Raw genomic sequence first — 12,433 nt, 5'->3', positions numbered from 1 at the left:
AGGTGTGTTGCTAAAGAATAATCAGCGGTAAAAAAACGCTGCAGCCACTGCCAAAGGCAGTAGATGCAGCGTTTTTTACATCAGGCCTGATCGCGCCCTTCTTCTACAGCATGGCAAGCCACTTCGTGCTGCCCGGTTTGCAGCAAAGCCGGGGCTTCGCGGCGGCAGCGATCATTGGCCAGCGGGCAGCGTGGATGAAAGGTACAGCCCGATGGCGGGTTCAGCGGGTTGGGCACTTCACCAGCCACTGGGATGCGGCTTTTACCTGCCCCGCTCATGTCGGGAATGGCTCCCAGCAGCATGCGTGTGTAGGGGTGGCGGGGTTGTGCAAATAAATCGTCGCGTGACGCAATTTCCACAATCCGGCCCAGATACATCACGCCAACCCGGTCGGCTACGTGGTGCACCACAGCCAGGTTGTGTGAGATGAACAGGTAGGTCAGGCCCAGCTCGCGCTGCAAGTCCTTCATCAGGTTCAGGACCTGCGCCTGCACCGACACGTCCAGTGCCGAGGTAGGTTCGTCACAGACGATGAATTCCGGTTGCAGGGCAAGGGCGCGGGCAATGGAAATGCGCTGGCGCTGGCCGCCGGAGAATTGATGCGGGTAGCGTTGGGCGTCGTTGGCGTTCAGGCCCACTTGCGTCAGCAATTCGGCCACTTTGGCTTCCTGCTGGGCACTGCTCATCTTGGTGTGGGTGACCAGCGGTTCGGCAATGATGCGGCCCACGCGCCAGCGTGGATTCAGGCTGGCATAGGGGTCCTGAAAAATCATCTGACGGCGCTTGCGCATGGCCTGCTTGCTGGCTTTATCCATAGACTGCATGGACTGCCCGTCAAACAGGATTTCACCGCGCGTCAGCGAGTACAGGCCTGTCAGCAGACGGGCTACGGTAGATTTACCACAGCCCGATTCGCCTACCAGAGCCAGGGTTTCACCCTTGTTCAAGGTGAAGCTGACCCCGTCGACGGCGCGCAGATTCACTTTGGGTTTGCGGTAGACCAGACGTTCCAGTAAAGGCGGGGAAACATCAAACCAACAGGCAGCGTCCTTGACCTGGACCAGGGCTTGTTTAGGGGCGCTCATGCGGACTCCTGGGCATGCAGCCAACAGGCCGCCTGTGTCTGAGGGGGGACGGGCATCAGCTCGGGGCGCTCGACCAGGCAGCGATCAAAACGGCGGTCACAGCGCGGATTGAAAGCACAGCCCGCAGGGATGGCGTTCAGGCGCGGCATGCTGCCGGGGATTTGTTCCAGGCGTTCCAGCCCGGCGTGCAGATTGGGGATGGAGCGCATCAGGCCACGGGTATAAGGGTGGCTGGGCTTCTGGATGACGTCCTGCACAGGGCCAATTTCGATAATGCGGCCCGCGTACATCACGGCCACGCGGTCAGCGGTTTCGGCAATCACCCCCATGTCGTGAGTAATCAGCATGACCGAGGTGCCTTGCGAGCGACAGAGCTTTTTCAGCAGGTCGATAATCTGTGCCTGAATGGACACATCCAGCGCGGTGGTGGGCTCGTCGGCCACGATCAGCTTGGGCTCGGCGGCCAGGGCCAGCGCAATGACCACACGCTGGCGCATACCGCCGGAGAACTGATGCGGGTAGTGGTCGATACGCTCACGTGCCGCCGGGATGCCGGTGGCTTCCAGCAGCTCGATGGCACGCTCCTGGGCCTGTTTCCAGGACAGGGGCAGGTGCGTCACGATGGTTTCCGCCAATTGATGGCCCACGGTGTACAGCGGGTTCAGCGAGGTCAGCGGGTCCTGGAAGATCGCGCCAATCTGGCGGCCCCGAATCTTGCGCATCTGGTCCTGGTTCAGATTGTCGATGCGCTGGCCTTCCAGCAGGATTTGCCCGCCGCTGATGCGGCCAGGGGCATCCAGCAAACCAATAATGGACGCGCCCGTCAGGGACTTGCCCGCGCCGGACTCCCCCACTACGCCCAGCACTTCGCCGGGAGCAATGGAAAAGGACACATGATCCAGAGCCTGGAGCACGCCACGTCGGGTCGGAAATTCGACACAGAGGTCTTGGACAGTTAAGAGTGCAGTCATGGCTCAGCTCAATTTGGGGTTCAGGGCGTCACGCAACCAGTCGCCCAACAAGTTGACCGACAGCACCAGCAGCACCAGCATCAGACCGGGGAAAATGGTGATCCACCATTCGCCCGAGAACAGGAAGTCGTTACCAACGCGAATCAGCGTGCCCAGGGAGGGTGAGGTGGCCGGTACGCCGACGCCCAGAAAGGACAGAGTGGCTTCCGTAATGATGGCAGTGGCCAGATGTACGGTAGCCAGCACCAGCACCGGCCCCATCACGTTGGGCAGCACATGGCTGAACATGATGCGGGACGAGGACACGCCAATGACGCGGGCGGCTTGCACGTATTCCCGGTTTTTCTCGACCAGGGTAGAGCCACGCACGGTACGGGCATATTGCGGCCAACCGGCCAGTGCAATGGCCCCGATCAGCACCGGAAAGGCGACCACATCGTGCATGCTCAAGGGGAATACGGCACGGGCCACCCCGTCGATCAGGAGCGCAATCAGAATGGCCGGGAAGGACAATTGCACGTCAGCCACACGCATGATGAAGGCATCAACGCGGCCACCGGAGTAACCGGCTAGCAAGCCCAACACAATGCCCACAATCATGGACAGAGCCACCGAGGCCAGACCAATCAGCAAGGAGGTGCGGGTGCCGTACAGCAGCGCCGAGTACAAGTCGCGGCCTTGACTGTCTGTGCCCAACCAGTATTGAGGAGAGCCGTTTTCTGACCAGGCGGGGGCCAGCAAGGCATCCATCAGGTCGATGGAGGTCAGGTCGAAGGGATCGTAGGGAGCCACCCAGCGTGCGCCCAGCGCGCCGATAAACAGCAGCAAGGCCATGATGGTGGCCACAATAGCGACAGGCGAATGACGCCAGGACCAGATCAGATCGCTATCCCAGGCAGTTTTTAATTTAGCGAACATATTAGTGCCCCTTGGCGCCCGACAGTTGGGTGCGCAGACGTGGATCGACCAGGAAGTACAGCAGGTCTACCAGCAGGTTGATCACGACAAATACCAGGGCAATCAGACAGAGGTACGCCGCCATGACGGGGATGTCGGCAAATTGAACGGCCTGGATAAACAGCAGACCCATGCCAGGCCATTGGAAAACGGTTTCCGTCACGATGGCAAAGGCGATGATGCCGCCCAGTTGCAAGCCCGTGATGGTGATGACTGGCACCATGGTGTTTTTCAGGGCATGGCCAAAGTGAATGGCCCGTTGTGACAGACCACGAGCACGGGCGAACTTGATGTAATCGGCGCGCAGAACTTCCAGCATCTCGGAGCGCACCAGACGCAAAATCAACGTGAGCTGGAACAAACAGAGTGTGATGGCGGGCAGGATCAAATGCTTGATGCCGTCCCAACTTAGCAGGCCGGTGCTCCACCAACCCAGTTTCATGACCTCGCCCCGGCCATAGCTGGGCAACCAGCCTAGCTGAACCGAGAAGATCAGGATCAGCAAGATACCGATCAGGAAAGTGGGTAGTGAAATTCCCAGCAGGGAAAAGGCCAGAATGCTTTGCGCCATGAAGCCATTGCGTTTCAGGGCGGTGTACACGCCTAGCGGCAAACCAATCAGCAGGGCCAGTATGGCGGCCACAACAGACAGTTCAACTGTGGCGGGCAGGCGGTCTTTCAGCAAGGTGGAAACGGGCTGAGCTTGCCGCAGTGACAGGCCAAACTCGCCTTGTACGGCTTGGGAAACAAAGCGCCCGAACTGAACCGGGGCGGGTTGATCCAGGCCCAGGCTGGCGCGTAGCTCCACGCGATCTTGTTCAGTAGCGTCCTGACCCAGCATGATGGTGACCGGATCGCCAATATAGCGAAACAGCACGAAGGCCAGCAGGCTGACCGTCAGCATCACCAAAACAGCCTGGATCAGACGGCGAATAATAAATACCAACATAGGCGGTCTCCTGGTTCAGCGCGAGGATCACTCGCGACCAGTGTCGTCCTTAAGGTGTAGAAATGGCCCGGCAAGGGGGCTGGTGTAGAAATGATGACTACAGCGTAATTGGAACCAGCCCCGCACGGAGGCGGGGCTGGGTTCTGGGGGAAGACTTACTGAATGGTGGTCCATTGAGCCAGCATGCGGTTGTCCGCACGGTGGATCACATTGACCTTCTTGGCCATGGCCCAAGGAATGATCTGGTCATGCAAAGGGATATGGCCCACTTCCTTGGCGTGGATTTCCAGAACCTTGTGGATGGCGGCATCGCGCTTGGCGGTGTCGGTCTCGGTCTTGATCTGGTCGATCAGGGCGTCCACTTCGGCGTTTTCGTAGCCACCAAAGTTAAAGGAGCCGTCAGCGCCCTCGCCTTTGCTGTGCATCAGGCTTTGCAGGGTGTACAGCGCGTCAAAGGTCGGCACGCCCCAGCCAAACATATAGGCGCTGGAGTCAAAGCTTTGTACTTTGGGGAAGTAGGTGGCGCGTGGCATGGCGTTCAGGTTGGCTTTCACGCCGACCTTGGCCCACATGCCCACGATGGCCTGGCAGATGGCTTCATCGTTGATGTAGCGATCGTTCGGGCAATCCAGCGTGAAGGTCAGGGAGTTGTCGTAACCGGCCTCTTTCAGCAGTTCCTTGGCGCGGTCCTGGCTGTAAGGAAGGCGTTGTGCCAGCTCCTTGGTGTAGCCGTGAACCTGAGGGGCCACCATGGTGCCGGTGGGGGCGGACGAACCGCGCATTACGGCTTTCTTGATGGCTTCAATGTCGATGGCGACATACAGGGCTTCACGCACGCGCTGGTCTGCAAAGGGGTTCTTGCCCTTGATGCTGCTGTATTTCAGCTCTGGATTTTTTTGATCCAGACCCAGGTAGATGGTGCGGTATTCATTCCCTTCCACGATCTTGGCTTGCTGGCGCAGGCGCTGCAAATCTTGTGCAGGTGGGTCCAGAACCAGATCCACTTCGCCGGACAGCAAAGCGGCGGTACGGGTGGCGTTCTGTTTGATCGGCACGTAGATCACTTCGGTGACGTTGCCGACCTTGTTGCCCTTGTTCCACCACTCTTCGTTTTCTACAAAGACGGTGCGTACGTCCACTTCACGCGATTTCAGCTTGTAAGGGCCGGTGCCGTTGGTGTTGCGAGCCGAGAAGGTTTCTTCATTCTTGTTGAAGTCCTGCGGCTGGGTCACATTGTTCTTTTCCGACCAGGCCTTGTTCATCATGAACACGCTGCTCAACTGGCGCAGCAGGACGGGGTTGGGGGCGGACGTAATGATGTCCACGGTCTTGTCGTCAACTTTTTCTGCCTTGACGATGCTGTTCACGTAGGCCTTGAAGTTGGATGTAGGGGCCATGGCGCGCTGAATGGAGAACACCACGTCATCGGCGGTAAAGGGAGCGCCGTCGTGGAATTTCACCCCTTCGCGCAGCGTAAAGCGCCACACAGTAGGTTCACGCTGTTCCCAGGACGTTGCCAGGCTGGGCACAATCTGGAAGTCCTTGTCGTAGTCGACCAGTGCTTCATAGACATACATGCTGCCGGTAATTGTGAGGTTTTCGTTCTGTGCGTGTGGGTCCAGAGTCATGAAGTCGCCCTGGCTGGACCAGGTAAGCGTCTTGCTGTGGCCCACCAAGGGCAGGGCGACCAGGGCTGCCAGCGCAGCAGCCAATACTGTTTTTTTCATGAAAACCTCCAGATGGGATGGTTGATGTCGCTGATAGAGAGGCTGCATAGTAACCGGGCGCTTGGCGCTGGTTCAATACGTAGTTTCAGCCGAATGTCAGCTTAATGATGTTTAGTGATTTATATCATCCTCGCGCTTATTCCGTTGGACTCAGCGTATGGCGGGTATATCGCTATAATGGTGTACATATATACAGTTAACGGGCTGATCACGGTGGCGGCACAAGAAGAAAAACCCCTGGAGCGGCGTATCGCTCATGTGGATATGGATGCTTTTTACGCATCGGTAGAGCTGCTGCGCTACCCGCATTTACGCGGCAGCCCCGTGGTCATTGGCGGGCGCAGCGCGGATACGCCCCGCCAGTTGCCCGATGGCAGTTGGCAGCATTCCCGTCTGGCCGACTATGTCGGGCGCGGAGTGGCGACCACCTCTACCTATGAAGCTCGTCAGTTGGGCGTTTTTTCCGCCATGGGTTTAATGAAGGCGGCCCAACTGGCCCCCGAAGCGATCTTGTTACCTGCGGATTTTCAGGCTTATCGTCACTATTCCCGCTTGTTTAAACAGGCGGTGGCCACTGTCTCGGACCACATCGAGGATAGAGGCATCGATGAAATCTATGTGGACCTGAGCCATAAAACTGAAGATAGCCATCAATTGGCCGAGCAAATTCGCCAGGCCGTGAACCAGGCTACCGGGCTGACCTGTTCAGTGGGTATCACGCCTAATAAGCTGCTCTCCAAGATTGCTTCGGAATTGAACAAGCCCAATGGTGCCTGTGTGCTGACCATGGAGGATGTCCCTACCCGCATCTGGCCGCTGGCCGTGGGCAAGATCAACGGCATAGGCCCTAAATCGGTGCTGAAGCTGACGGAAATGGGCATTAAACATATTGGTGAACTGGCGGCCACCCCTGCCGAAAAACTCCAGGAGCATTTTGGGCTGCGCTACGCTCAATGGCTGATGGCCGTTGCCCAAGGCCAGGACGATCGCCCCTTGTCCACTGATCGCACCCCCAAATCCATCAGCCGCGAAACCACCTTTGAGCGTGACCTGCATGTACGTATGGATCGTGCCCGCTTGTCTGCCGTGCTGGAATCCCTGTGCGAAAAGCTGGAGCAGGATTTACGTAAATCCGCCATGTGCGCGCAAACTATAGGCATCAAGCTGAAGTTTGAAGACTTCAAAACCGTGACGCGCGACTTGTCCCTGCCCACCCCTGTGCTGGCTGCGGATGCCATCCTGGCTGCTGCCCGCCAGAACCTGAAACGCGCCGTGCTGGATCGGCGTTTGCGCTTGCTGGGTGTGAAAGCCAGCGCCCTCTTGCCGATCAGCGAAATGCCACAGGAACAGCCCCGGCAGTTGGATCTGGACGGTTTGTTTTAGGCGGGCAGAACATCAGAAGCTTGCGGTATCCATGACGGGTTTTATATAGATGCGGCCCCCCAATACCCTGAAAGATTTCAGGCTTAAAACGCTTTGGCGCCTGCCAGGGCGCGGATGTGTACCAGAAAAGGGACAATCCATAGCCAGATCGCCATTGTCCCAGGCATAAGCGTCCTGCAGGGGGTGTGCTGCGTTAGAATTAAATCGTCCAGCCGCCGGGCTGGTTTCTTTTTTCTTTTTTCATCAAGGTTTGCCGTTATGGAATTCGATCGGGCCGGTGTACGTGCATTAATGGAAATTACCCAGCGTCCGGAGTTGGTCTTTGTGCGAGGAGAAGGTTCCTGGCTGCAAGACCACAACGGCAAGCGATATCTGGATACCGTCCAGGGCTGGGCCGTGAACGCGCTGGGCCATAGCCCCGCCAATGTCATCAAGGCCATTACCGAACAAGCGTCCAAGCTGATCAACCCTTCGCCTGCGTTCTACAACGAGCCCTCGATTGAGCTGGCCAAACGCATTGTGGAGCACTCCTGCTTTGATCGTGTGTTCTTTGCCAATAGTGGTGGCGAAGCTAACGAAGGCGCGATCAAGCTGGCTCGTAAATGGGGCCAGATCAACAAGAACAACGCTTACAAGATCATCTCTTTTGAGCACTCTTTCCACGGTCGTACCTTGGCCACCATGTCCCTGTCCGGCAAACCCGGCTGGGATCGCATGTTTGCCCCTCAGGTCGACGGCTTTCCGAAAGCCAAGCTGAACGATCTGGAATCCGTGCGCGCGCTGATCGACGATCAAACCGTGGGCATCATGCTGGAACCCGTACAGGGCGAAGCCGGTGTTATTCCCGCTACCGTGGAATTCATGAAAGGCCTGCGTGCTCTGGCCGACGAGCACAAGCTGCTGCTGATCGTGGACGAAGTGCAAACCGGCATGGGCCGTACCGGCACCATGTTTGCTTACGAACACTCGGGCATCTTCCCGGACATCATGACCTTGGGTAAAGGCATCGGTGGTGGCGTGCCGCTGTCGGCACTGTGCGCTCGCGAAGAAGTGTCCTGCTTCCAGCCAGGCGACCAAGGCGGCACCTACAACGGTAACCCCCTGATGACCGCTGCTGGCGTGGCTGTGTTCGATGAACTGGCGGCCCCAGGCTTCCTGGAGTCGGTCAACGCCCGTGCCAAGCAATTGTCCGAAGGCTTGCTGGTAATCAGCGCCAAATGGGGCATGAACGGCGAGCGTGGGGAAGGCCTGCTGCGTGCTTTGATTCTGGACCAGGATGACGGCCCGGAAATCGTGGCTGCTGCCCGCGACCGCGCTCCAGAAGGCATGCTGCTGAACTCGCCACGTCCTAACCTGCTGCGTTTCATGCCAGCCCTGAACATCACGGCCGACGAAATCGACCTGATGTTGGCTTGGCTGGACGAAATCCTGGTCAAGGTTCGCGGCTAAGCTGTGTTGCTGCCATAAAGAAATCCGCCTTCGGGCGGATTTTTTTTGATCTTGAGAGGCTGTAGATGTATGTGGATTGGCCCTCGTGGCTAACTTGAAACGCGCATGAAATATCACAAATTCCATCGTTTCAAGTATTTAGTTTATTTTCAAAAATAATATAAATATCAATAACTTGAAGTAATTTTATCTAGCCATTAGCCAGCATAAGTAAATGATTGTTCTGTTGTGGTGCCAGGGGAATGGAGTCGATGTAATAGAAGCTTCCAAGATTTGCCTGCAAGCGCAGGCCTACCCCGTGAGGCACTGTTTACCATGCTCCAGCATCTGTCCAAATTCATCGTAGCTAGTGCCCTTGTGCTGGCTGGTTCTCCGGCCATCGCCGCCGACTCTTTACGCATTGGCGTGGTGCCTGGCGCTTATGCCGACTCCATCAACGCGGCGGCCAAGGATGCCAAAGCGCAAGGCATCAATGTCGAGGTGATCGAGTTCACCGACTGGACCACGCCCAATGTGGCGGTAGATAACGGCGATATTGATATCAATTACTTCCAGCATCAGCCTTTCCTGAAAAACGCCATCGAGAAAAACGGCTACAAGCTGGCCAGCGCGGGTACGGGAATTCTGGCCAATGTGGGTGTGTATTCGCTTAAACATCAGGCGGTGGGCCAAGTGCCTCAAGGCGGCAAGGTCGGTATTGCCAATGATCCCGTGAATCAGGGCCGCGGCCTGCTATTGCTGCAGAAAGTGGGGCTGATCAAGCTCAAGCCGGAGGTGGGCTATTTGGGCAGTCTGGATGACATTGTCGAGAACCCCAAGAAGCTCAGCTTTGTGGAAGTGGAAGGACCGCAGTTGGTACGTATTACCGGCGATGTGGATATTGCCCAAGGCTATCCGCATTTCATCGTGGCGGCCAAAGCCTTTGATCCTTCCAGTGGCCTGGCTTATTCCGGCATTGAAGATGCGCAGTTTGCAATTCAGTTCGTGGTTAAAGCAGATCGCAGCAACGATCCTGTCATTCAAAAGTTCATTTCCATCTATCAAAACTCCCAGTCTGTGCGTGACGTGTCGCGTGCGGCTTTCAATAATGACGAGCGCCTTTACACCCTGGCCTGGCTGAATGCACAAGGAGGGGCGAAATAATGGCTGCCATTTTCTCTCGCCGTTTACAGCGCTGGGCGCTGGGTTTTCTGCTTGCGGCTACGGTCCCCTTGAGCGCATCTGCAGCTGTCATCAAAGTAGGCTCCATACCGGGGGCAACCTCTGACGCGGTGCAGGCGCTGATCCCTGAAGGTAAAAAGCACGGCCTGGATATTCAACTGGTCGAATTTACGGATTGGACCCTGCCCAACGAGGCCGTCAACAATCGCGATATTGATCTGAATTTCTTCCAGCACCAGGCCTTTCTGAACAATGCCATCAAAGAGCGTGGCTACAGTCTGGAGCTGATTGGTCTGGGCCTGCTGCAAAACATTGGCTTGTATTCCCTCAAATATCAGTCTTTGGAGCAAGTGCCTGCGGGGGCCACCGTTTCCTTGCCAAACGATCCCGTTAACCAGGGTCGGGGGCTGTTGCTGCTGCAAAAAGCGGGTTTGATCACCTTGCGAAATGGCCTGGATAACGGGGCCACAGTGAACGATGTGGTGGACAACCCCAAGCAGCTCAAGCTGGTGGAAATTGAAGGTCCGCAACTGATTCACTCCCTGCCGGATGTGGACCTGGCCGTTGTCTGGCCCAGCTATTTTGTTAGTGCAGGTCGCAAGGCAGATGCGGGCAAGGCGCTGGTCTATTCCGGCATTGCCGACACTTTTTATGCGATGGGTTTTGTGACACGTAAAGATCGCGTCAATGACCCGGCGTTGAAGCAGTTCGTGGAGCTGTTCCAGCAGTCGCAGGCGGTGCGCAACACCATTGCCGACCGCTTTGATCACAACCCCCATCTGTACACCTTGCCGTGGCAAGGCAGCAGCACCGCGAGCAAGTGATATGGCATTGTCATCAGCACTACGGCGTAACGTAGACGATTTGCGGGACACCGCCGAAGAGGCAGCAGGTCACCGAGAGGTCCAAAAGGCCAGTGCCTTCGTTAAATCCGAACGGGCAGTGCAAGCTGAGCCTGTTCAGGCAGGCAGTGTGGCCTTTCGTAATCTGTCCAAAATCTATCATTCCTCGGCAGGTGCCGTGGCTGCCTTGCAGGACATTGATCTGGACATTGAGCCGGGCAGTATTTTCGGCATTATTGGCCGCAGTGGCGCGGGTAAATCCAGCTTGCTGCGCACCATCAATCGCCTGGAGCGCCCCACGGGCGGTCAGGTGCTGGTTGATGGCGTAGACATTGCCCAGTTGAATGAGTCCGAACTGGTGCAGTTGCGCCGTCGTATTGGCATGATTTTTCAGCACTTCAATTTGCTGTCCGCCAAAACGGTGTACGAGAACGTGGCTCTGCCCTTGAAGGTGGCGGGTGTGTCCGCGCAGGATATTGCTCAGCGCGTTCAGGAACTGCTGCAATTGGTGGGTTTGCAGGACAAGGCTGACACCTATCCAAGCCGTCTGTCGGGCGGGCAAAAGCAACGTGTTGGCATTGCCCGTGCCCTGGCCACCGGACCGGAAATTCTGCTCTGCGATGAAGCCACATCCGCACTGGACCCGGAGACTACGCAATCCATTTTGAGCCTGCTGAAAGACATTAACCGCCGCCTGGGCATTACCGTCGTGCTGATTACTCACGAGATGAGTGTCATCCGCGAAATTGCTGACAAGGTGCTGGTGCTGGAGCAAGGCCGTATTGCCGAGCTAGGCGAGGTCTGGCGGGTGTTTGGCAAGCCGCAGCATGATGCCACCAAGGCCCTGCTGGCCCCCTTGCAACACACTTTGCCCGAGGACTTGCAGGCGCGACTGGTGCAGCAGCCTCCCAAGACTGGCGTATACAGCCGCATCCTGCAATTGAGTTATAGCGGCGAAGGTGGCTGGGAGCCGGATTTGCTGCGCATTGCTCGCAGCCTGCCTGGTCAGCCGCAACTGGTACATGGCGGCGTGGACCGTATTCAGGGTCATGCACATGGACGTTTGCTGGTCGCTGTTGAAGGGCATGTCGCCCTGCCCGATTTGAAATCCCTGACGCAAGGCCCAGCGGCTATCGCGCATCACATTGAGGACATTGGATATGTTGTGGAATCTGAGCATCCCCGCTGAGCGTTATTGGCAGGCTTTTCTGGACACGCTGATGATGGTGGGCGTGTCGGGAGTCGTCGCGTTTCTGGCCGGTATCCCCTTGGCAGTGCTGTTGATTGTGACGGCCCCGAATGGTTTTTGGGAGTCGCCCAAGATCAACCGTGCGGTGGGCAGTGTGGTGAATGGTTTTCGGGCCACCCCCTTTATCGTTCTGCTGGTTGCCTTGATTCCATTTACGCGAGTATTGGCAGGCACCACGATTGGCGTATGGGCGGCCATTGTGCCGCTGGCCATCAGTGCGACACCCTTTTTCGCCCGCATTGCCGAGGTCAGCCTGCGTGAAGTGGATTCCGGCCTGATTGAAGCGGCACAAGCGATGGGCTGCAAAAAGTGGGACATCGTGCGCCATGTCTATTTGCCAGAAGCGCTGCCCGGCATTATTGGTGGTTTCACGATTACCGTCGTGGCCTTGATCAGCTCCTCGGCCATGGCCGGTGCGGTGGGTGCGGGTGGTCTGGGGGATCTGGCGATTCGTTATGGCTACCAGCGTTTCGACACGCAAGTCATGGTGATCGTGATTGCCGTGCTGATCGCCTTGGTCACCGTCGTGCAGTTTGCTGGAGACCGTTATGTGCACTGGCTGCGTGCTCGCTGATTAACGGGCAGGCAAGGACGCAAGCCCGAACCGGCGCATCGCTCTTGCTTTAAGCCTGATGTTTTTTGTTTGCTCAGACACCTGGT

Annotated in this window: 11 protein-coding genes; 6 read left to right on the top strand and 5 right to left on the bottom strand. The window is 57.2% G+C overall.

Annotated features, from left to right (window positions below):
• Nucleotides 1–80: 80 nt before the first annotated feature.
• The 5 genes from OSH09_RS15690 to OSH09_RS15670 form a co-directional block, all read right to left on the bottom strand.
• Nucleotides 81–1,085 (bottom strand): ABC transporter ATP-binding protein, encoded by a 1,005-nt coding sequence (locus tag OSH09_RS15690; protein ID WP_266121520.1) that lies wholly within the window; start codon nucleotides 1,083–1,085, stop codon nucleotides 81–83.
• Nucleotides 1,082–2,056 carry an ABC transporter ATP-binding protein gene (locus OSH09_RS15685; protein ID WP_207872777.1) on the bottom strand — a complete coding sequence of 325 codons (975 nt, stop codon included), beginning with the start codon at nucleotides 2,054–2,056 and terminating at the stop codon, nucleotides 1,082–1,084. Before OSH09_RS15685 ends, OSH09_RS15690 begins: the two co-directional genes overlap by 4 nt.
• Nucleotides 2,057–2,059: 3 nt before the next feature.
• Nucleotides 2,060–2,974 (bottom strand): ABC transporter permease, encoded by a 915-nt coding sequence (locus OSH09_RS15680; protein WP_207872778.1) that lies wholly within the window; start codon nucleotides 2,972–2,974, stop codon nucleotides 2,060–2,062.
• Nucleotide 2,975: 1 nt separating this feature from the next.
• The gene (locus OSH09_RS15675; protein ID WP_207872779.1) at nucleotides 2,976–3,962 is read right to left on the bottom strand and encodes an ABC transporter permease; all 987 of its coding nucleotides are present in this window, start codon (nucleotides 3,960–3,962) and stop codon (nucleotides 2,976–2,978) included.
• 155 nt (nucleotides 3,963–4,117) lie between these two features.
• Nucleotides 4,118–5,689 carry an ABC transporter substrate-binding protein gene (locus OSH09_RS15670; RefSeq protein ID WP_266121519.1) on the bottom strand — a complete coding sequence of 524 codons (1,572 nt, stop codon included), beginning with the start codon at nucleotides 5,687–5,689 and terminating at the stop codon, nucleotides 4,118–4,120.
• Between the two features lie 177 nt (nucleotides 5,690–5,866).
• Here OSH09_RS15670 and dinB point away from each other — a divergent pair, with 177 nt between their 5' ends.
• The 6 genes from dinB to OSH09_RS15640 all read left to right on the top strand — a co-directional run bounded on the left by dinB (nucleotide 5,867) and on the right by OSH09_RS15640 (nucleotide 12,347).
• Nucleotides 5,867–7,072, top strand: a complete 1,206-nt coding sequence (dinB, locus tag OSH09_RS15665) for a DNA polymerase IV (RefSeq protein WP_266121518.1) — start codon at nucleotides 5,867–5,869, stop codon at nucleotides 7,070–7,072.
• Nucleotides 7,073–7,330: 258 nt separating this feature from the next.
• Nucleotides 7,331–8,521 carry an acetylornithine transaminase gene (locus tag OSH09_RS15660; RefSeq protein WP_222669327.1) on the top strand — a complete coding sequence of 397 codons (1,191 nt, stop codon included), beginning with the start codon at nucleotides 7,331–7,333 and terminating at the stop codon, nucleotides 8,519–8,521.
• 315 nt (nucleotides 8,522–8,836) lie between these two features.
• Nucleotides 8,837–9,664: a MetQ/NlpA family ABC transporter substrate-binding protein gene (locus tag OSH09_RS15655; RefSeq protein ID WP_266121517.1), complete on the top strand. Its 828-nt coding sequence runs from the start codon at nucleotides 8,837–8,839 to the stop codon at nucleotides 9,662–9,664.
• Nucleotides 9,664–10,506 carry a MetQ/NlpA family ABC transporter substrate-binding protein gene (locus tag OSH09_RS15650; RefSeq protein WP_266121516.1) on the top strand — a complete coding sequence of 281 codons (843 nt, stop codon included), beginning with the start codon at nucleotides 9,664–9,666 and terminating at the stop codon, nucleotides 10,504–10,506. Before OSH09_RS15655 ends, OSH09_RS15650 begins: the two co-directional genes overlap by 1 nt.
• Before the next feature lies 1 nt (nucleotide 10,507).
• Nucleotides 10,508–11,713 (top strand): methionine ABC transporter ATP-binding protein, encoded by a 1,206-nt coding sequence (locus OSH09_RS15645; RefSeq protein ID WP_207872787.1) that lies wholly within the window; start codon nucleotides 10,508–10,510, stop codon nucleotides 11,711–11,713.
• Nucleotides 11,685–12,347 (top strand): methionine ABC transporter permease, encoded by a 663-nt coding sequence (locus OSH09_RS15640; protein ID WP_222669323.1) that lies wholly within the window; start codon nucleotides 11,685–11,687, stop codon nucleotides 12,345–12,347. The genes OSH09_RS15645 and OSH09_RS15640 overlap by 29 nt, the downstream gene beginning before the upstream one ends.
• The last annotated feature ends 86 nt before the right edge of the window (nucleotides 12,348–12,433 follow it).

It is taken from the genome of Alcaligenes parafaecalis (genome assembly GCF_026344135.1).
Taxonomy (GTDB): Bacteria; Pseudomonadota; Gammaproteobacteria; order Burkholderiales; family Burkholderiaceae_B; genus Alcaligenes; species Alcaligenes parafaecalis.
Note: the sequence above shows the minus strand (reverse complement) of the source record. Positions and strands in the feature narration are given on the sequence as shown.

Coding starts and splice junctions, on each gene's coding strand:
- OSH09_RS15690 (WP_266121520.1), bottom strand. CDS start 1,085: ATGAGCGCCCCTAAACAAGCCCTGGTCCAGGTCAAGGACGCTGCCTGT.
- OSH09_RS15685 (WP_207872777.1), bottom strand. CDS start 2,056: ATGACTGCACTCTTAACTGTCCAAGACCTCTGTGTCGAATTTCCGACC.
- OSH09_RS15680 (WP_207872778.1), bottom strand. CDS start 2,974: ATGTTCGCTAAATTAAAAACTGCCTGGGATAGCGATCTGATCTGGTCC.
- OSH09_RS15675 (WP_207872779.1), bottom strand. CDS start 3,962: ATGTTGGTATTTATTATTCGCCGTCTGATCCAGGCTGTTTTGGTGATG.
- OSH09_RS15670 (WP_266121519.1), bottom strand. CDS start 5,689: ATGAAAAAAACAGTATTGGCTGCTGCGCTGGCAGCCCTGGTCGCCCTG.
- dinB (WP_266121518.1), top strand. CDS start 5,867: ATGGTGTACATATATACAGTTAACGGGCTGATCACGGTGGCGGCACAA.
- OSH09_RS15660 (WP_222669327.1), top strand. CDS start 7,331: ATGGAATTCGATCGGGCCGGTGTACGTGCATTAATGGAAATTACCCAG.
- OSH09_RS15655 (WP_266121517.1), top strand. CDS start 8,837: ATGCTCCAGCATCTGTCCAAATTCATCGTAGCTAGTGCCCTTGTGCTG.
- OSH09_RS15650 (WP_266121516.1), top strand. CDS start 9,664: ATGGCTGCCATTTTCTCTCGCCGTTTACAGCGCTGGGCGCTGGGTTTT.
- OSH09_RS15645 (WP_207872787.1), top strand. CDS start 10,508: ATGGCATTGTCATCAGCACTACGGCGTAACGTAGACGATTTGCGGGAC.
- OSH09_RS15640 (WP_222669323.1), top strand. CDS start 11,685: ATGTTGTGGAATCTGAGCATCCCCGCTGAGCGTTATTGGCAGGCTTTT.